The organism is Streptomyces sp. Y7 (genome assembly GCF_043195415.1).
In the GTDB taxonomy this organism is placed as follows: domain Bacteria; phylum Actinomycetota; class Actinomycetes; order Streptomycetales; family Streptomycetaceae; genus Streptomyces.
This window is the reverse complement of sequence record NZ_JBIDDQ010000003.1, coordinates 57,908-77,187: the sequence shown is the minus strand read 5'-3', so window position 1 is coordinate 77,187 and position 19,280 is coordinate 57,908. Positions and strand designations below refer to the sequence as shown.

At 70.1% G+C, this 19,280-nt stretch carries 15 protein-coding genes and 1 pseudogene; 7 read left to right on the top strand and 9 right to left on the bottom strand.

The window, feature by feature from the left end:
• Window positions 1-157 precede the first annotated feature (157 nt).
• The gene (locus ACGFW6_RS11425; protein WP_393507112.1) at window positions 158-1,162 is read right to left on the bottom strand and encodes an RNA polymerase sigma-70 factor; all 1,005 of its coding nucleotides are present in this window, start codon (window positions 1,160-1,162) and stop codon (window positions 158-160) included.
• Between the two features lie 71 nt (window positions 1,163-1,233).
• Window positions 1,234-2,412 carry an NAD(P)/FAD-dependent oxidoreductase gene (locus ACGFW6_RS11420; RefSeq protein WP_393507110.1) on the bottom strand — a complete coding sequence of 393 codons (1,179 nt, stop codon included), beginning with the start codon at window positions 2,410-2,412 and terminating at the stop codon, window positions 1,234-1,236.
• 443 nt (window positions 2,413-2,855) lie between these two features.
• On the opposite strand from ACGFW6_RS11420, the gene ACGFW6_RS11415 reads away from it, so the two are divergent.
• Window positions 2,856-3,374, top strand: coding sequence for a ferredoxin (locus ACGFW6_RS11415; protein ID WP_393507109.1), 519 nt, complete (start codon window positions 2,856-2,858; stop codon window positions 3,372-3,374).
• Between the two features lie 42 nt (window positions 3,375-3,416).
• Window positions 3,417-3,554 (top strand): annotated as a pseudogene (locus ACGFW6_RS11410) (thiamine biosynthesis protein ThiC); the annotation flags it as partial.
• Window positions 3,555-3,752: 198 nt separating this feature from the next.
• Here ACGFW6_RS11410 and ACGFW6_RS11405 read toward each other — a convergent pair.
• The 3 genes from ACGFW6_RS11405 to ACGFW6_RS11395 form a co-directional block, all read right to left on the bottom strand.
• Window positions 3,753-4,622 carry a hypothetical protein gene (locus tag ACGFW6_RS11405; RefSeq protein WP_393507107.1) on the bottom strand — a complete coding sequence of 290 codons (870 nt, stop codon included), beginning with the start codon at window positions 4,620-4,622 and terminating at the stop codon, window positions 3,753-3,755.
• Between the two features lie 193 nt (window positions 4,623-4,815).
• On the bottom strand, window positions 4,816-5,892 hold the full coding sequence (locus tag ACGFW6_RS11400) for a metallophosphoesterase (RefSeq protein WP_393507105.1): 1,077 nt from the start codon (window positions 5,890-5,892) through the stop codon (window positions 4,816-4,818).
• Window positions 5,893-6,123: 231 nt separating this feature from the next.
• Window positions 6,124-7,236: a LacI family DNA-binding transcriptional regulator gene (locus tag ACGFW6_RS11395; RefSeq protein WP_393507103.1), complete on the bottom strand. Its 1,113-nt coding sequence runs from the start codon at window positions 7,234-7,236 to the stop codon at window positions 6,124-6,126.
• 453 nt (window positions 7,237-7,689) lie between these two features.
• Between ACGFW6_RS11395 and hisC the strand changes: the two genes are divergently transcribed.
• Window positions 7,690-8,769, top strand: a complete 1,080-nt coding sequence (gene hisC, locus ACGFW6_RS11390; protein WP_393507102.1) for a histidinol-phosphate transaminase — start codon at window positions 7,690-7,692, stop codon at window positions 8,767-8,769.
• Between the two features lie 261 nt (window positions 8,770-9,030).
• Here hisC and ACGFW6_RS11385 read toward each other — a convergent pair whose 3' ends face one another.
• A complete protein-coding gene (locus ACGFW6_RS11385) occupies window positions 9,031-9,423 on the bottom strand; it encodes a cyclophilin-like fold protein (RefSeq protein WP_393507100.1) in 393 nt (130 codons plus the stop codon).
• A 143-nt stretch (window positions 9,424-9,566) separates the two neighbouring features.
• Between ACGFW6_RS11385 and ACGFW6_RS11380 the strand changes: the two genes are divergently transcribed.
• The 4 genes from ACGFW6_RS11380 (at window position 9,567) to ACGFW6_RS11365 (ending at window position 16,789) form a co-directional block, all read left to right on the top strand.
• Window positions 9,567-11,075, top strand: coding sequence for a cytochrome ubiquinol oxidase subunit I (locus tag ACGFW6_RS11380; protein WP_393507098.1), 1,509 nt, complete (start codon window positions 9,567-9,569; stop codon window positions 11,073-11,075).
• 20 nt (window positions 11,076-11,095) lie between these two features.
• Entirely contained in the window at window positions 11,096-12,100 is a 1,005-nt protein-coding gene (cydB, locus tag ACGFW6_RS11375; RefSeq protein WP_393507096.1) for a cytochrome d ubiquinol oxidase subunit II, read from the top strand.
• 12 nt (window positions 12,101-12,112) lie between these two features.
• Window positions 12,113-15,610 (top strand): thiol reductant ABC exporter subunit CydD, encoded by a 3,498-nt coding sequence (gene cydD, locus ACGFW6_RS11370; RefSeq protein WP_393507094.1) that lies wholly within the window; start codon window positions 12,113-12,115, stop codon window positions 15,608-15,610.
• Window positions 15,611-15,724: 114 nt separating this feature from the next.
• Window positions 15,725-16,789 (top strand): M23 family metallopeptidase, encoded by a 1,065-nt coding sequence (locus tag ACGFW6_RS11365; RefSeq protein ID WP_393507092.1) that lies wholly within the window; start codon window positions 15,725-15,727, stop codon window positions 16,787-16,789.
• 36 nt (window positions 16,790-16,825) lie between these two features.
• Here ACGFW6_RS11365 and ACGFW6_RS11360 read toward each other — a convergent pair whose 3' ends face one another.
• From ACGFW6_RS11360 to ACGFW6_RS11350, 3 genes are all read right to left on the bottom strand, one after another.
• Entirely contained in the window at window positions 16,826-17,713 is an 888-nt protein-coding gene (locus ACGFW6_RS11360; protein ID WP_393507090.1) for an HAD hydrolase family protein, read from the bottom strand.
• Between the two features lie 130 nt (window positions 17,714-17,843).
• Complete coding sequence (locus ACGFW6_RS11355) at window positions 17,844-18,746, bottom strand: LLM class flavin-dependent oxidoreductase (RefSeq protein WP_393507088.1); 903 nt, start codon at window positions 18,744-18,746, stop codon at window positions 17,844-17,846.
• Window positions 18,747-18,787: 41 nt separating this feature from the next.
• Window positions 18,788-19,234, bottom strand: a complete 447-nt coding sequence (locus ACGFW6_RS11350; protein WP_393507087.1) for a hypothetical protein — start codon at window positions 19,232-19,234, stop codon at window positions 18,788-18,790.
• Between the last annotated feature and the right edge of the window lie 46 nt (window positions 19,235-19,280).

Sequence of the window (19,280 nt, the reverse complement as noted above, 5' to 3'; positions counted from 1 at the left end):
CTCTGGGAGGGGAAGGAGCTTCACAGAGCAGCGAGGTCGGGCGTCCGCATGATGGCGTTGATGCGGATCTTTGAAATCGGCCGGTGATGCTCTTCGCTCCCCAGACGGTCGCCTTGGTCAACGGGGACAAGATTCGTCCGTAGGTGAAGGCAGGGGGCTACTCAGCTCCGTCGAGGGCGCCTTCGGCCTCGCAAGCGACGGGTTGCGGCGGCCCTGGATGACTCGCCACGGGCCCAGGGCCCTGCCGGAATGGCTCCAGGCTTGAACGCTTCAGGGGCGCCAAGCTGTTGTCGGGGGTCAGGCCGCTGAGCTTGTCGGGGTTGACCTGGAAGCGCAGGTTGTGGATTCGGCCGTCACCGATGTCGAAGGAGAGGGCGCCGGCGGTGTGCCCGTCCAGGGTGGCCAGGATGCCGAGTTCGCCGTTGATGATGGCCGACTCCATGGTCATGGCCGCTAGTTCGGGCTTGGCCAGGAAGCCCAGGAGCCAGCGCGCGACATGGTCGATGCCGTGGAGGGGGCGACGGGCCGCGGTGACCTTGCCGCCGCCGTCGGACCAGGCGGTCACGTCAGGGGCGAGCAGTTCCATCATGGCGTTGAGGTCGCCGCCCGCGCAGGCCTTGAGGAACTGGGCGGTGATCTGCCGGCGCCGGTCGGGGTCGGCGTCGAAGCGGGGGCGGCGGGCCTGGACGTGCTCGCGGGCGCGGCGGGCGATCTGACGGACCGTCGGCTCGGGGCGTTCCAGGGTCTCGGCGATCTCGCTGTGCGAGTAGCCGAAGACCTCGCGGAGCAGGAAGACGGCGCGTTCGACGGGGCTGAGGGTTTCCAGGACGACCAGCATGGCAGTGGAGACGGAGTCGGCCAATTCGGCCTCCGAGGCGATGTCGGGGGAGGTCAGCAGGGGCTCGGGGAGCCACGGGCCGACGTAGGTCTCGCGGGTGGCCCGCGCGGAGGTGAGGCGGTTCAGGGAGAGGTTGGTGACCGTGCGCACCAGGTATGCCTTGGGGTTGCGGACCGTGTCGCGGTCCATGGTGCTCCACTTCAGCCAGGCGTCCTGCAGGACGTCCTCGGCGTCGGTGACGCTGCCCAGCATCCGGTAGGCGGTGGCGAACAGCAGCCTGCGGTGTTCGAGGTACGGGTCCTGCCCGGCGCCGGTGTCGATCACCGGCTCATGCTGCCAGCGTCGCGAAGCGGACGGCAAGGCGTGGATCACGGCGCTGGGATCGGGCGTGCCGGTCATGCCGCGGGCCTGCGGGTGGCGCGGCCGCCCTTGGAGACGATGGTGGTGACGTTCATGCGCTTGCTGAGTCGGTAGGTCGTGAGCGGGCTGCCGCTGACCATCTCCTTGTACGCGACGGCACTCCGGCCGGTGAGGTGCATGCGGCGGGGGGTGTCGTCGGCCTTGGTGAACTGGATGACGGCGTCGCGGCGGCCGAGGCTGACCGGCTGGTGGAAGTAGCCGAAGCGGAATGGCTTGACGGCCTTGCCGCGCACGAGCCGCGCGATGGTGTCGGCGGTGTACTGGGCGGTGGGCAGGCCGCTCTGGCAGGTGCCGTGGATCTGTCCCCAGGCCAGGCGGACGGCGGCGGCGTCGCCGGTCGCGTGGATCTCCGGGTGGGACGCCGACCGCAGCGTGGCGTCGACCAGGATGAGGCCGCGGTCGTCGGTGGCGATCCCGGCGTCGGCGGCGAGCGGCGACACCTTGACGCCGGTGGTCCACAGGCAGGCGTCGGAGCGGACGAGCCGGCCGTCGCCCAGCTCGACGGTGTCGGGCAGCACCTTGGTGACGCGGGCGCCGGTGACCAGGGTGACGCCGAGGCGGTCCAGCGAGCGGTGGAGGTAGGCGCGGGCCTTGGCGCCCATCATGCCGCCGGGCTCGTCCACGCTGATCAGCGTGACGTCCAGTCCGGGGTGGCTCTCGGCGATCTCGGTTGCCGCCTCGATTCCGGTCAGACCGCCGCCGCAGACGGTGACCGTGCCGCCGGACGCGGCGACCTCGCTGAGCCGCGCAGCGAACCGGTAGGCGATCTCCGGGCTGTTGAGGGTGAATGCGTGGGTGTCGGCGCCGGGGACCTGGCCGGTGTCGGTCCGGCTGCCCAGCGCGTAGACGAGCCTGTCGTACCCGAGGATCTTGGCGCCGTCGACGGTGATCTGTCGGGCCTCGGGGTCGATAGCGGTGGCGGTGCCCCGGACGAAGGTGACGCCGGTCCCGGCGAGCAGGTCGGGAATCTGGTGGTCGGCCAGCTCCTGCCCGGCGGCGAGCTGGTGCATCCGCAGCCGCTCGACGAACCGGCTCGAAGGGTTGACCAGGGTGATCTTCACGCCGGTCCGGCGGGTGCGGTGGGCCAGCCGGATGGCGCTGAACATGCCCGTGTAGCCGGCACCCAGCACGACGATGTGGTGGTCGCTGGTCATCTCAATCTCCCAGGGTCGGTCACCGGCTTTGGTGCCGGTGACGCCCATGGGACAAGCAACCCCCACCGGACGTGACAGACCGCCGATGTGACCTGAGTCACATCGGGCGCCATCGTTGGTGGGCCGGAAAGAATGCACCCCGCGCCCGGCTGTATCGGGCCTGGCTGAGGCGGTGCAGGATACCGGAGGCAACGGCGGCTGCCTCGGCCCAATCCCACGAACCCCTCACCCCCCGATGAAGCCGAACTCCGCGTATGACTCCAGCATCAGATCCTCGACGGCGCAGACGGATAGGCCGGCGAATCCGAAGGCGCACCGTTCCGCCTCAGGTCGGCAAGCCACAGGTGGGGATTTCGGAGCAGGTCTGTCCCACCTCCGAGCAAGAGGTGAGGAGATTCAAAGAGCCTCATCAGCGTTGCCGGACAGGTTTCTATGCTGAGCCGATGACGCTGTACTACGACCCCGTTGCACGGCTCGGCAGGGACCGTGAGGTTTTCCAAGGTCGTTGGGAGGACCGGCTCTGGCTCAACGTTCCGGGACCCTTCTACGGTGGCGAGACGGACACGTGTCGTACCGGCCGGCTCTCCGCTCCCCACCATGTCCTGTACGGCGGCGAGTACTTGACCGAGTACGTCTATCGTCAGCCCCGGACGCGGGCGGAGACGGCTCGGCTGGTCGAAGCGGCCGACTGCGATCCCTTTCTCGGGTACGGCTGCGACGGCGACTCGCGGTGGACACCCGGGGCGGTTCGGGAGTGGTGGAGCGACCGCAGACGTATTACGCACTACCTGTCCACCCAGGACTGGGAAGCCATCGACTGGCCGCAGCAACGCGTGGCCCACGCTGTTCGTGACTATGAGTCCTACCTGGCCGGGCGACTGGCGACAGACTTACGGATCTACCTCCACTGGCTAGAGGAGGGCCGGTCTCCCGCAGCGGGCGAACGGCTGCCCGACCTGTAATCGGCAGGTCAGGGGGTCCTGTGTGCTGCTTCGGGCCTGATGCTGTCCTCGATGAAGATCTCCCAGGACATCCGCCGTGCCCACGGCGGATCGCGGGAGGAGATCGAGGAGGGCATGGCTCAGAAGTCGCAGGAGTTCGCCGCGGCGGGCAACCGCGTGTACCTGCCGATCGCCGACTGACCTCGCTACCGATGCCCTGACCCGGGGCGCCACGCCCCGGTGTCGGGCGTGCTGCCCCGCGGCTGGGCCTGGCGGCCGGTTGCCGGGCGTGTGCGGCCGGCTGTTCGGCTTGCGCCTCCCCGAGGAGATGTCCCCGGGGTTCCGTCGAGGAGGTCCCCTCACAGGGGCCTTCTCATGGCGGGGGCGCAAGCCGAGGGGCTACTCCGGCTGGTGTTCCGGCCCTCCGAAGTCCGGGCTCGTGTAGTCCGGGCTCGTGTAGCTCGGACGCGGGCGCGGGGCGGCGCCGTTGTCCGGGCTGCTGAAACCCGGACGGTCGTACCCCAGGTTCGGGATCCGGCCGACCGGTGTCGTCGGTGGCGTGCGGTGCAGGGCCACCGCCGTGCCGGGGTCGGCGAGTGCCTCCCGTAGGAAAGGCAGCACACCGCGCTCCAGCAGGGCTTCGCGCCAGGCTTCCCTGGCCCGGGACACCTCTTCGCTCAGTTCGCCGTACGGCCCGGAATCGAAGGCCGGCCGGTTGCGCAGGGCGGTGAGCAGGAGTCCGACGGCCGCGACCAGGATCGCGGCCGCCGCGATGGCGCCGAACACCCATCCGGTGGTGAGCATGGTCTGGGCGAAGGCCGGCTCGGGGTTGAACATCTTCAGGATGTAGCCGACGAGCAGGAATATCGCCGCGGCCGTGCCCGCGAGGACGGGTGCCAGGACGGCGAGTACGGCGACGACACCGGGGCCGGCCGTCTCGGCGACTTCTCCCATGGTGGTGGCGAGCCCCATCGCGCCCGTGCCCGACTCGGTGGAGCCGGACTCGCGGGAGGACGACGGGGTGGACGACGCCGGCTGGCGCAGTTCCTCGCGGACCTTCACGTAGTGCTGGTACTCGGTCGCCGCGGCCGCCGTGATGAGTGCGGTGGCGTTCAGCGCCATGGTGCGCAGCTGTTCGGGGTTGAGCCGCTGTCCCACAGCGGCCAGTTCCGGGCGGTGTGGTGCGGAGCGCAGCGCCTCGTCGAGGATCCGCTCGTACTCTTGGCGGTCCTCGCTGTGCAGGTGCTGCGGAACGCTGTTCATGTGCATCCCCCGATGCTCCGTAGGGCTTGGGGCTCGCATGCCAACGAGCCGTCGGGCAGAAACGGAGGGGAGCCTGCTACGGATAAGCCGATGGTAGAGCGGTGACGGCACACGGTGACAGGGGGTTTGCCAAAATTGGGCCCCGGCCTGCGCCGTCCTCCATCCCTGCGTGGTGGGGGGACGCCTGCCCGCTGAACGTTCAGATATCCAGGGGAAGTTGCTGGACCAGCAGCTTTCCGGCCATGGTCACGCCGCCGTCCATCGCGATGGCGAGCCCTTCGGCGTAGACGTGCGGCCCCTCGACCAGGGGCCCGCTGTTGTCCTCGCCGTCCTCGGAGCCGACCTCGCCCAGCAGATACGGAATGGGGCTGTGGCCGTGAACGATGCGGGTGCCGCCGTACGTATCGAGCAGCGAACGGACATGGTCCGGGCCGCCCTCGTCGCGGAAGGAGAAGCGCTTGGTGAACTTGCGGAAGAGATCCCAGACCTCGTCGGCGTCGTTGCGCGTGAGTGCCTCGCGGACGGTGTCGTTGACCGCCTCGATCGAGTCGCCGTAGTCGAGATAGGCGGTGGTGTCCGAGTGCACGAGCAGGTGCCCGTCGACCTCCTCCATGGCGTCCAGCCGGGACATCCACTGCAGGTGGTGGTCCTGGAGGCGGTCCATGTCGGTCTTCTGGCCGCCGTTGAGCAGCCAGGCCGCCTGGAAGGTGGCGGTGCCCGCGCCGGAGTTGACGGGGGTGTCGCCGAAGCGCTTGGCGCCGATCAGCAGCAGCTCGTGGTTGCCCATGAGGGCCTTGCAGTAGCCGCCGGCCGCCGCGGCCTCGGCGGACAGCCGCATCACGAGGTCGATGACGCCGATGCCGTCCGGACCGCGGTCGGTGAAGTCGCCCAGAAACCACAGCCGTGCGGTGCCCGCGCACCAGTTCCCCGCCGAGTCGATCAGGCCCTTCTCCTGCAGGGCGGCGACCAGCTCGTCGAGATAGCCGTGGACGTCACCGACGACGAACAGCGCACCGGCGCCGCTCGTCGACTGCTGCTCCGGCAGGGCGGCGGGGTCGACCTGCACCTGGACGGTGTCGCCTCGGTTGATGACCGGCAGGTCGCGCTGCGTGGGCGTGTACCCCTCGGGATACGTCTCCTCGAGGGGCGGGGCGGCCTCGTCCGTGTGTGTGCTGTGGGCATACGGACCGGTCTCGTGGACGTAAGCGGGCACCCGGAAGTCGCGCAACGTCGCCGTGCGCTCCACCTCGGGTCCCTGACCGGCCCCCTGAGTCATCAGACCCCTCCACCATCACGCCGCATCTGCACCACATCGGACTGCCTGGTCGCAGCGGCCCGCGGTGTCGTGGGCCCATCATAGGAATGCCGATCGCGCCATGTGATGACCCAGGGGTGGTGAATCGGAGCAGGACTCCTGTTCACTGCGGCTTTCGCCCCGATTGGGCAGGGCTTCTCCCACTCGACGACCGCGCCCCTGCCCGCCTCCCGACCTGGCTTTGCCGTGCCCCTAACGCTCCTCGGGAGACCGCGGCGGACTGACCGTCGTGCGCGGCGGGCGTCGCTGGGACGAGGTACGCACGATCAGCTCCGTCGGTATCACCTGCTCGACCGGCTGGTCCGAGTCGACCCCTTCGATGGCGTCGATGAGCAGCTGGACGACCGCCGTGCCGATACGGCGCGGCTTGAGCGAGAGCGTGGTGATGGGCGGCTCGGTGTTGGCATAGACCGTTGACTCGCTGCAGCACACCAGAAGCAGGTCGTCCGGTACGCGCAGGCCGTAGCGGCGGGCGGCGGCGAGCAGGTCCGTGCCGTTCGGGTCGAACAGTCCGTAGACGGCGTCGGGCCGGTCGGGCCGGGCGAGCAGCCGGTCGGCGGCCACGGCGCCCGCGCACGGGTCGTGCGCCGGGTAGGCCTCGTACACCGGGTCCTGTCCGACCCTTTCGCACCAGCGCAAATACGCCGTGGTCGACAGGTGGGTGTACGTGTCCGTCGTGGTGCCGGTCAGCAGACCGATCCGGCGGGCGCCCGCGTCGGCCAGGTGGTCGAGGATGCCCATCACGGCGGCCTCGTGGTCGTTGTCGACCCAGGCCGTGACCGGCAGCGAGCCGGCGGGACGTCCGTCGGAGACGACCGGAAGGCCCTGTCTGACCAGTTCGCTGACCACCGGGTCCTGGTCGGACGGGTCGATGACCACCGTGCCGTCGAGGGCGACGTTCGACCACACGTCGTGGCGTGAGGTCGCGGGGAGGATCACGAGGGCGTAGCCGCGGGCGAGCGCGGCAGAGGTGGCCGCGCGGGCCATCTCGGCGAAGTACGCGAACTCGGTGAAGGTGAAAGGTTCATCCCCGTACGTCGTCACGGTCAGGCCGATGAGGCCCGACTTGCCGGTGCGGAGGGTTCGGGCCGCGGCCGAGGGCCGGTAGCCCAGCCGGTCGGCGACCTCGCGGACATGGCGTCGGGTGGCGTCGGGGAGCCGGCCCTTGCCGTTGAGGGCGTCGGAGACGGTCGTGATGGAGACTCCGGCGGCGGCAGCCACATCTCTGATGCCCGCCCGACCGGGCCGACTGCCTCGACGTGAGGTTTCCGCGCGGCTCACCTGGTGCTTCCCTGCTGCTGTCATGGCGAGCCGATAGTAGGGCTCATGCGGTGGGGTAGTGCGGACGCATATGCAGTCGTTGACAGGCACGTTTCTGCAAGGTCATAGACCGTCAGTTCCCTTTGAAAGCAAGAGAGTTGAACGATCCAATGGCAAGACGTGACTTGTCGGCGCGCATGGGCCTGCCAAGTGCCCGATGTTTCGAAGAGGTCTCAACTCACCTTCACGGGTGATGCGCGCCACGGAGTGAGCCACCGGCGCGTAGATATATGTGTGGCGCGCCCCCCGATTCGTGCGCCTTCGTACGACGATGCCCTTGATGCTGGTGTGACAGGTGTGATCAGCGGCCCGGGGCGGCCTGGCCGGTGAGCATCGGCTCTCCCTCACCTGTACGCATCGGCGCGGAATCCTCATAAGGTGAGAAGTATTGGAGCCGGCGGTGGTGATGGGCCGCCGGTGGTCGCGAGGAGGACTGCGGTGAGCGAGACGAGCCCCAAGCTGCGCGCCGAGCTGGAGGGGATCCCCACCTACAAGCCGGGCAAGCCCGCCGCGGCCGGTGGCCCGGTGGCCTACAAGCTGTCCTCCAACGAGAACCCCTATCCGCCGCTGCCGGGCGTGATGGAGACCGTGACGGCGTCCGCCGCCTCGTTCAACCGCTACCCGGACATGATGTGCACGGGGCTGATGAACGAGCTGTCCGAGAGCTTCGGTGTCCCGCTCTCCCACCTGGCCACCGGCACCGGCTCGGTCGGCGTCGCGCAGCAGCTGATCCAGGCCACCGCCGGCCCCGGTGACGAGGTCATCTACGCCTGGCGGTCCTTCGAGGCGTACCCGATCATCACGCAGATCAGCGGTGCCGCCTCCGTGCAGGTGCCGCTGACGGACGGCGAGGTGCACGACCTGGACGCGATGGCGGACGCCATCACCGAGCGCACCAGGCTGATCTTCGTCTGCAACCCGAACAACCCGACGGGCACCGTCGTGAAGCGGGCGGAGCTGGAGCGGTTCCTCGACCGGGTGCCGAGCGATGTCCTGGTCGTGCTGGACGAGGCGTACCGCGAGTTCATCCGCGACCCCGAGGTGCCGGACGGCGTGGAGATCTACCGCGAGCGGCCGAACGTCTGCGTCCTGCGGACCTTCTCCAAGGCGTACGGCCTCGCCGGCCTCCGCGTCGGCTTCGCGATCGCCCATGAGCCGGTCGCGGCGGCCCTGCGCAAGACGGCCGTGCCCTTCGGAGTGAGCCAGCTCGCGCAGGACGCGGCCATCGCCTCGCTGCGTGCCGAGGACGAACTGCTCGGCCGGGTCGGTTCGCTGGTGTGTGAGCGCAACCGTGTGGGCGAGGGGCTGCGGGCCCAGGGCTGGACGGTGCCCGAGACCCAGGCCAACTTCGTGTGGCTGCGGCTGGGGGAGCGCACGGTCGCTTTCGCTCAGGCGTGTGAGCAGGCGGGCGTGGTGGTCCGGCCGTTCCCGGGCGAGGGTGTGCGGGTGACGGTCGGAGAGGCCGAGGCGAACGACATCTTCCTGAAGGTGGCGGAAGGGTTCCGGAAGGAGCTCTAGGCTCCGCGGGCGCGGTCGGCCGGGCGTCGACGAGCTCCGTCCCGGCATGCCAGGCCGGGGGTTCCACGGGGCGCGGTCAGGCGTCCAGAGGCTCTCCGGCGGCGCGCTCGGCGCCCTGCGGCGCTATGCGGGCACGCTCACGCGTCGACCAGCTCCACGCGGGCACGTTCATGCGCCCCGCAGCGCTACGTGGGCACGGTTACGCGTCGACCAGCTCCACGCGGGCCTGCTCACGTGCCGACCAGTCCCATGCGTGCCCGCTCACGCGTCCACCAGTGCCACCCGCACAGGGTCGCCGTCGCGGACCGTCGCCAGTAGGCGGGCGTCGCCGTCGAGGCGGCCCAGGATGTTGCACGGGCTCGCGAGGCGGCACTCGGCGCCTCGCGAGATCGGTGTGGGGCCGTAGGGGAGGGCGAGCGCGTCGCCGTCCGTCCAGAAGGCGACCGTGCCCGGCTCGACCACCTGGCGGGCGTCCGTTTCACGTGAAACGGACACTCCTGTGTCGAAGTAGACCTCCTCGCCCCATGTGTGAGCAGTGGAGCTGAGCGGGAGGGCCTTGCTGAGGGCCTGTGCGGTAGGGGTGTCGTCGAGGGTTGCGGTGAGGTGCCCGGAGGGCCAGGAGATCCGTATCTGAAGCGCTGTCTGCGTCTGCATGCTGGCGATTCAACAATATGTTGAAGTCCCCGCCAAGGGGTTGGGTCGAATGAGGGACCCCCCTGTGAGGGCCTGGAATGTCCGTGCTGCATAATTGCTTGTGAATGTGAACGCTTTCACAAGCGTATGTAAGGAGCAGCGACGTGGACCTGGCTTTGGCGCCGGAGACCCTGGCGCGATGGCAGTTCGGCATCACCACCGTCTACCACTTCCTGTTCGTCCCTCTGACGATCTCGCTGGCCGCCCTCACGGCCGGGCTGCAGACCGCCTGGGTGCGCACGGAGAAGGAGAAGTACCTCAGGGCGACGAAGTTCTGGGGCAAGCTCTTCCTGATCAACATCGCGATGGGGGTCGTCACCGGCATCGTCCAGGAGTTCCAGTTCGGCATGAACTGGTCCGACTACTCCCGGTTCGTCGGTGACGTCTTCGGTGCTCCGCTGGCCTTCGAGGCGCTGATCGCGTTCTTCTTCGAGTCGACCTTCATCGGCCTGTGGATCTTCGGCTGGGACAAGCTGCCGAAGAAGATCCACCTGGCCTGTATGTGGATGGTGTCCATCGGCACGATCCTGTCGGCGTACTTCATCCTGGCGGCCAACTCCTGGATGCAGCACCCCGTCGGCTACCGGATCAACGAGGCCAGGGGACGGGCCGAGCTCACCGACTTCTGGCTCGTGCTGACCCAGAACACCGCGCTCGCGCAGGCCTTCCACACCCTGTCGGCGGCCTTCCTCACCGGTGGCGCGTTCATGGTCGGCATCTCCGCCTTCCACCTGCTGCGCAAGAAGCACATCCGCGAGATGAAGACCTCACTGCGGCTCGGCCTGGTCACCGTCGCCATCGGCGGCCTGCTGACCGCCGTCAGCGGTGACACGCTCGGCAAGATCATGTACGAGCAGCAGCCGATGAAGATGGCCGCGGCCGAGGCGCTGTGGGACGGCGAGAAGCCGGCGCCCTTCTCGATCTTCGCCGTGGGTGACGTCGACAAGGGTCACAACAAGGTCGCCATAGAGATCCCCGGCCTGCTGTCCTTCCTGGCCAAGGACGACTTCACCTCGTACGTCCCCGGCATCAACGACGTCAACAAGGCCGAGCAGGAGAAGTACGGGCCCGGCGACTACCGGCCCAACATCCCCGTCGCCTACTGGGGCTTCCGGTGGATGATCGGCTTCGGTATGACGTCGTTCGCCATCGGCCTGGCCGGACTGTGGCTGACCCGCAAGAAGTTCATGCTGCCGCAGCACCTGCGGGTCGGTGACGACGAGGTGCCGCATCTGGTGCTCCTCCCGAAGAAGGCACTCGGCCTGAAGCTGACCAAGTGGTACTGGCGCATCGCGATCTGGACCCTGGCCTTCCCGCTGATCGCCAACTCCTGGGGCTGGATCTTCACCGAGATGGGCCGCCAGCCGTGGGTCGTCTACGGCGTCCTGCGGACCCGTGACGCGGTCTCCCCCGGCGTCTCCCAGGGCGAGGTCCTCACCTCGATGATCGTCTTCACCACGCTGTACGCCATCCTCGCCGTCGTCGAGGTCAAGCTCCTCGCGAAGTACGTCAAGGCCGGACCGCCCGAGCTGACGGAAGCCGACCTGAACCCGCCCACGAAGATCGGCGGCGACTCCCCTGACGCCGACAAGCCGATGGCCTTCTCGTACTAGGCCGAGGGAGCTGCACAGTCATGGAACTTCACGACGTCTGGTTCGTCCTGATCGCCGTCCTGTGGACCGGCTACTTCTTCCTGGAGGGCTTCGACTTCGGGGTCGGCGTCCTCACCAAGCTGCTGGCCCGCAACCGGCCCGAGCGGCGGGTGCTGATCAACACCATCGGCCCCGTCTGGGACGGCAACGAGGTGTGGCTGCTCTCGGCGGGCGGCGCCACCTTCGCCGCCTTCCCCGAGTGGTACGCCACGCTCTTCTCCGGCTTCTATCTGCCTCTGCTGCTCATCCTGGTCTGCCTGATCGTCCGCGGTGTCGCCTTCGAGTACCGGGCGAAGCGGCCCGAGGAGAACTGGCAGCGCAACTGGGAGCAGGCCATCTTCTGGTGCTCGCTGCTCCCGGCGTTCCTGTGGGGCGTGGCCTTCGCCAACATCGTGCGGGGCGTGAAGATCGACCGGAGCCATGAGTACGTCGGCACCGTCCTGGACCTGCTCAACCCGTACGCGCTCCTCGGTGGGCTCGTGACGCTGTCGCTGTTCACCTTCCACGGTGCGGTGTTCACCGCGCTGAAGACCGTGGGGGAGATCCGGGAGCGGGCGCGGAAGCTGGCGCTGTGGCTCGGTCTTGCGACCGCCGTGGCGGCCGCGGTCTTCATGCTCTGGACGCAGGTCGAGAACGGCGACGGGCAGAGCCTGGTCGCCCTGATCGTGGCCGTCGCGGCGCTGGTCGCGGCTCTGGCGGCGAACCAGGTGGGGCGTGAGGGATGGTCGTTCGCCTTCTCCGGCGTCACCATCGTGGCCGCCGTGGCCATGCTCTTCCTGACGCTCTTCCCGAACGTCATGCCGTCCTCGCTCAATGACGAGTGGAGCCTCACGGTCACCAACGCGTCGTCGAGCCCGTACACCCTGAAGATCATGACCTGGTGCGCGGTGATCGCCACGCCGATCGTGATGCTCTACCAGGGCTGGACCTACTGGGTGTTCCGCAAGCGGATCGGTACGCAGCACATCGCCGAGACCGTGCACTGAGGTGTGTTTCACGTGAAACCAATCGACCCGCGTCTCCTCCGATACGCCCGCGCCACGCGCCTCTTCCTGATCGCGGTCGTGGGCCTGGGTGCCGTCGGTGCGGTCCTGGTCATCGCTCAGGCGATGCTCATCGCCGAAGCCGTGGTGGGGGCGTTCGAGCAGGGGATGTCCGCTGCCGAACTGCGCACTCCCCTGCTCCTGTTGGCGGCTGTCGCCGTCGGCCGCGCGGTGGTTGCCTGGCTCACCGAGCTGGCCGCCCACCGTGCCAGTGCGGCGGTGAAGTCGGAGCTGCGGGGACGGCTGCTGGAGCGCGCGGCCGCGCTGGGCCCCGGCCGGCTGAGCGGACAGCGGACCGGTTCGCTGGTCGCCCTCGCCACACGCGGCGTCGACGCCCTCGACGACTACTTCTCGCGCTATCTGCCGCAGTTGGGTCTCGCGGTCGTCGTACCGATCGCGGTGCTGGCGCGGATCGTGACCGAGGACTGGGTGTCGGCGGCCATCATCGTCGGCACCCTGCCGCTCATCCCGATCTTCATGATGCTGATCGGCTGGGCCACCCAGTCACGGATGGACCGCCAGTGGCAGCTGCTGTCCCGGCTGTCGGGCCACTTCCTGGACGTCGTCGCCGGCCTGCCGACCCTGAAGGTCTTCGGGCGGGCCAAGGCGCAGGCCGACTCGATCCGGCGGATCACCGGTGAGTACCGCAGGGCGACGATGCGCACCCTGCGGATCGCCTTCATCTCCTCCTTCGCGCTGGAGCTGCTCTCGACGCTCTCGGTGGCCCTGGTCGCCGTCACGATCGGCATGCGTCTCGTCCATGGCGAGATGCATCTGTACGACGGCCTCGTCGTCCTCGTGCTGGCCCCCGAGGCTTATCTGCCGCTGCGGCAGGTGGGTGCGCAGTACCACGCAGCGGCCGAGGGGCTCTCGGCTGCCGAGGAGATCTTCGAGGTCCTGGAGACTCCCGTGCCGCAGTCGGGCACGGCGACGGTTCCCCAGGGCACCGTCTCCTTCGAAGCGGTCTCGGTCCGCTACCCCGGCCGGACCGCCGACGCCGTCTCGGACGCGTCCCTCACCGTCGAACCCGGTGAGACGGTCGCTCTCGTCGGCCCGAGCGGCGCGGGCAAGTCGACCCTGCTGAACGTGCTGCTGGGCTTCGTACGGCCGACCGGAGGGCGCGTCCTGGTCGGGGGAACCGATCTGGCCGAGCTCGATCTGGCGGAGTGGCGCTCGCGGATCGCCTGGGTGCCACAGCGCCCGCATCTGTACGCCGGGACCATCGCCGAGAACGTGCGGCTGGCGCGTCCCGACGCGGACGACGACGCCGTACGGCGGGCGCTGGCGGATGCCGGAGCGCTGGAGTTCGTGGACGCGCTGCCCGCGGGCGTCGGCACCGTGCTGGGTGAGGACGGGGCCGGGCTGTCCGCGGGGCAGCGGCAGCGGCTCGCGCTGGCCCGGGCGTTCCTCGCGGACCGGCCCGTGCTGTTGCTCGACGAGCCGACGGCCGCACTCGACGGGGCCACCGAGGCCGAGGTCGTGGAGGCCGTACGGCGGCTCGCCGTGGGGCGGACGGTGCTGCTGGTCGTGCACCGGCCGGCGCTGCTGGGGGTGGCGGACCGGGTGGTGCGCCTCACCGAGGTCGCGGCACCGGTGCGGGCCGAGGGCCGGCCCAGGACATCCGTCGAGCGTCCGATCGAGGGCGCGGTGCACGACGGTTCCGGCTCGGACGACGCCGAGGCCGCGCGGCCCGGGACGGATACGCGCGGTGTGCTCGCCCGCGTCCGTGCCATGTCCGGCCCGCACCGCGGACGCCTCGTCCTCGCCCTGCTGCTCGGCAGCCTCGCGCTCGGCAGTGCCGTCGGGCTGATGGCGACCTCCGGGTGGCTCATCTCCCGGGCCTCGCAGCAGCCGCCGGTCCTGTACCTGATGGTGGCCGTGACGGCGACGCGGGCCTTCGGTATCGGGCGGGCCGTGTTCCGGTACGCCGAGCGGCTGGTGTCCCACGACGCGGTGCTGCGCATGCTGGCCGACACCCGGGTCGCCGTGTACCGCCGGCTGGAGCGGCTGGCGCCCGCCGGGCTGCGCCGCACGCGGCGGGGCGACCTGCTGTCGAGGCTCGTCGCCGATGTGGACGCCTTGCAGGACTACTGGCTGCGCTGGCTGTTGCCGGCCGCCGCCGCGACGGTCGTGTCCGCCGGGGCCGTCGGCTTCACCGCCTGGCTGCTGCCCGAGGCCGGCGCGGTGCTCGCGGCCGGACTGCTGGCGGCCGGGATCGGCGTCCCGCTCGTCACCGGTGCCGTCGCCCGCCGAGCCGAACGCAGACTGGCCCCCGCCCGGGGAGTCCTCGCGACCCGCGTGACGGATCTCCTCACCGGCACCGCCGAACTCACCGTCGCCGGCACGCTGCCCAGCCGGACGGCCGAGGCACGCCGAGCCGACGGGATCCTCACCCGGATCGCCTCGCGCGCCGCCACCGCGACCGCGCTCGGCGACGGGCTCACCGCGCTGCTCTCCGGGCTCACCGTCGCCGCCACCGCCCTCGTGGGCGCCCAGGCGGTCGTGGACGGGCGGCTGAGCGGTGTGACGATGGCCGTGGTCGTCCTCACGCCGCTGGCCGCCTTCGAGGCCGTGCTGGGGCTGCCGCTCGCCGTGCAGTACCGCCAGCGGGTGAGCAAGAGCGCCGAGCGGGTCCATGAGGTCCTCGACGCACCCGAGCCCGTACGGGAGCCGGAGCGTCCCCGGAAGGCGCCCGCATCGCCCTTCCCGGTGGCCGTCAGGGGCCTGACCGCCCGTCACTCGGGGCAGGACCGGGACGCGCTCGCCGGTCTCGACCTGACCTTGGAGGAGGGCCGCCGGATCGCCGTCGTCGGACCGTCCGGGTCCGGCAAGACGACGCTGGCGCAGGCGCTGCTGCGCTTCCTGGACGCGGACGCGGGCTCCTACACGCTGGGTGGCGTGGACGCCTGCGCACTCGACGGTGACGACGTACGGCGGCTCGTCGGGCTGTGCGCGCAGGACGCGCACCTCTTCGACAGCTCCGTGCGCGAGAACCTGCTGCTCGCCAGGAAGGACGCCACGGAGGACGACCTGCGTGACGCCCTGGGCCGCGCGCGGCTGCTGGACTGGGCCGACGGTCTGCCCGACGGGCTGGACACGCTCGTCGGCGAGCACGGGGCGCGACTGTCGGGCGGGCAGCGGCAGCGGCTGGCGCTGGCACGCGCGCTGCTCGCCGACTTCCCCGTGCTCGTGCTCGACGAGCCCGCCGAACACCTGGACCTCCCGACGGCCGACGCCCTCACCGCCGACCTGCTGGCGGCCACCGAGGGCCGTACGACCCTGCTCATCACCCACCGGCTGGCCGGGCTGGAAGCCGTGGACGAGGTGGTCGTGCTGGACGAGGGGCGGGTGGTGCAGCGGGGGCCGTACGCGGAGCTGGCCGCTGTGGCGGGACCGCTGCGGGCGATGGTGGAGCGGGAAGAGGCGGCGGATCTGTTGGTGGGGGCGCCCTAGCGCGGATGTCGGCGCGGGCGTCAACCTCCGTACTGGACCGTCCGCGTCAAATCGTCCCCCAGGTGTACGACGTGAACAGGGCCTTGACCCGACTTGCGGGTCAGGATCGCTGACATGCGCTCATATCGCGGTCGCGTCCAGGTCGTTCCGGCGCTGCTCTGTGCGCTCGCACTCCTCGTGGTGAGGCCCGCCGACGCCGTCGCCGACGACTCGGACACTCACGGCGGCAGCGGCCTCGGCCTCAGCGCACAGGTGGTGAAGCTGTACGAGGACGTGGCGCGGGCGACGAAGCGGTACGAGACGGGGCGGCAGGAGGCCGAGGGGCAGCGGGCGCAGGCGGAGCGGATCGAGGGGCTGCTCGACCGCGAGCGGCGGGAGATCAGCGTGCTGCGTGAGGACCTGGGAAGGATCGCGCGTGCCCAGTACCGCACCAGCGGCGGGATGCCGCTGACCGCGCAGCTCATCCTCGCGTCGAGCCCGGAGCAGATGATGCGCGGTCAGCATGTGTTCTCGCAGACGAACATGGCCGTCAACAACGCCATCGAGAAGAGCCGTCGCGCCGAGACCCAGCTCGCCAAGGACGAGGCCAAGGCCGCGGCCGCCTGGCACGGCCTGGAGAAGCGCAACGCGGAACTCGCCGAGCTGAAGAGCGGCATCGAGCAGAAGCTCGAAGAGGCGCGCTGGGAGTTGCAGGGGCAGGCCGACGCCTTCGTGGCCGCCGGCTCCTGCCCCGGTGCCGTGCGGCTCGACCAGAAGGACAAGGAGTTCGACGGCGCGTGGGCCACGCCCGTGGAGTCGTACGAGCTGTCCGCCTCGTTCGGCAGCGGCGGGTCGCGGTGGGCGAACCGGCACACCGGACAGGACTTCGCGGTGCCGATCGGCACTCCGGTCCGTGCGGCCGGGGACGGGCGTGTGGCCAAGGTGTCGTGCGGCGGAGCGTTCGGCATGGAGGTCGTCGTCCAGCACACGGACGGTTACTACACGCAGTACGCCCATCTCGCCTCGGTCGCCGTCGACCAGGGCGAGCGTGTCGACACCGGTCAGTGGCTCGGCCAGTCCGGAACGAGCGGCAACTCCACGGGCCCGCATCTGCACTTCGAGGTGCGGATCACCCCCGAGATGGGCTCGGCGGTGGATCCCGTGCCGTGGCTGGCCGAGCGGGGAGCGCCGCTCGGCTAGGGCCGAGGGCCCGTCCGGCGGATCCTGTCGCTCGGGCTAGCCGCGCTCGGCCAGCATCCGCTCGATGACGACCGCGACCCCGTCGTCGTTGTTGGCGACGGTCCGTCCCGACGCGGCGGCGACGACGTCCGGGTGGGCGTTGCCCATCGCGTACGACCGGCCCGCCCACGTCAGCATCTCGACGTCGTTGGGCATGTCCCCGAAGGCCACGACCTCCTCGTGCGAGATACCGCGCTCGGCGCAGCACAGCGCGAGCGTGCTCGCCTTGGAGACGCCCGGTCCGCTGATCTCCAGCAGGGCGCTGGGGCTGGAGCGGGTGACGTTGGCGCGATCACCGATGGCGAGGCGGGCCAGGGTGAGGAAGGCGTCGGGGTCGATCGTGGGGTGGTAGGCGAGGATCTTCAGTACGGGCTCGCCGGCGCCGGGAGCGTCCGGTGCCAGGAGGTCCTCGGCCGGCGCGAGATCGTCCGGTATCTCCATGTGCATCTTGGGATAGTCCGGCTCCTGGTAGAAGCCGTACGTCTGCTCCACCGCGTACCCCGTGCCAGGCGCCGCGTCCCGCAGCAGCCGCACGGCGTCCAGCGCGTTCTCCCGCGCCAGCTCCCGCACCTTCACGAACCGGTGGGCGCCGGGGCCGCCGTGCAGGTCGACCACGGCGGCGCCGTTGCCGCAGATCGCCAGGCCATGACCGTGGACATGGTCGCTGACGACGTCCATCCAGCGGGCGGGGCGGCCGGTGACGAAGAACACCTCGATGCCCGCCTCCTCCGCGGCGGCCAGCGCGGCGACCGTGCGTGGGGAGACGGACTTGTCGTCCCGCAGCAGGGTGCCGTCCAGGTCGGTGGCGATGAGCCGCGGTCGCACGGCTGCGTCCGGGTTCTGGGGCTGTCGAGTCGCTGAGGTCACCGCGTCATTCTCCCGCATATGCCTGCACGGTCGTGCGGCAGTCCGCACATCTGAGGTGGCCGCTGAGGAGAACACGCCCCTGAGTGCGCCGACGGCAGCGCCTCCACCAGCACCGTCGCGCCCGACGCACGCACCGCGGCCGTCGTACTCACCGCACCTGTGCCGCCGCTTCCATGGCGATCTGCTCGAAGACCTTCTCGTCGGCCGCGAAGTCCGAGTCGGCGATCGGCCAGTGGACCACGATCTCGGTGAATCCGAGCTCCTGGTGGCGCCCGGCGAAATCCACGAACGCGTCGAGCGAGTCCAGCACCCGGCTGCGTTCCGGGGTGAATCCGGTGAGCAGGACCTTGTCGATGTCGGCCACGTTCCGGCCGATCGCGGCGCACGCGTCGGACAGCTTCTCGGCCTGCTCACGAATGGCTTGAAACGACTGCTCCGGGGTGCCGCTCTCACTGACCTTCGGGTTGCCCGTGGTCACCCAGGCCTGCCCGTACTGCGCCGCGAGCCGCAGCCCGCGCGGCCCGGTCGCGGCCACCGCGAAGGGCAGCCGGGGCCGCTGTACACAGCCCGGGATGTTGCGGGCCTCGTGCGCCGAGTAGAAGTCGCCCTCGTAGGACACCGAGTCCTCGGAGAGCAGCCGGTCCAGCAGCGTGACGAACTCGGTGAAACGGTCGGCACGCTCACGCGGCGTCCAGGGCTCCTGGGCGAGCGTGGTGGCGTCGAAGCCGGTACCGCCGGCCCCGATGCCCAGCGTGATCCGCCCACCCGAGACGTCGTCGAGGGAGATCAGTTCCTTGGCCAGGGTCACCGGATGCCGGAAGTTCGGCGAGGTCACGAGGGTGCCCAGCCGCAGCTGGTCGGTGACGGCCGCAGCCGCGGTCAGAGTCGGGACGGCGCCGAACCATGGGCCGTCCCGGAAGCTGCGCCAGGACAGGTGGTCGTAGGTGTACGCGGCGTGGAAACCGAGCTGCTCCGCGCGCTGCCATGCCTTGCGGCCCCCTTCGGACCAGCGGCGGTACGGGAGGATCACGGTGCTCAGGCGCAGACTCATGTGTCGAGCGTATGCGGCCGAATGGGTTTCACGTGAAACGGTCACCGCACGCGGCTGCTCAGCCACGGAGTGAGGGTGATCATCGGCATGAACTCGCGGTGGGTCCGGTCGCCCGGCAGCGGCACGATCAGGAAGTAGCCCGGCGGGAAGCGGCGGGCCTTGACGTGGGCGAGGCCGTCGAAGAGGGAGCGCAGGAAGGCGGGCACGTCGTCGCGCGGGACGTCGGGGCACTCGACGCCCTCGACCGTGATCAGCGCGTCGTCCTCCGGGAAGAGCCGCACGCTCACCTGGGGCGAGCCGCCCAGATCGACGTACGCCTCGTGGGGCAGCGAGCCGTCCGGGTCCAAGGTGGTGCCGACGCCGGCCGCGCTGCGGCGGGAGGTCTGGTCGGCGCCGATGTCATGGCTCACCTCGATCTCGCGGCCGTACTCGGCGGCGAGGGTACGGAGCGCGGCGACGGCGGACTCGGTGGTGGGGAATTGGTCCATACCACTGATCATGCCGGACCGGGGGCCGGTTCGGGGCGGGGGTGAG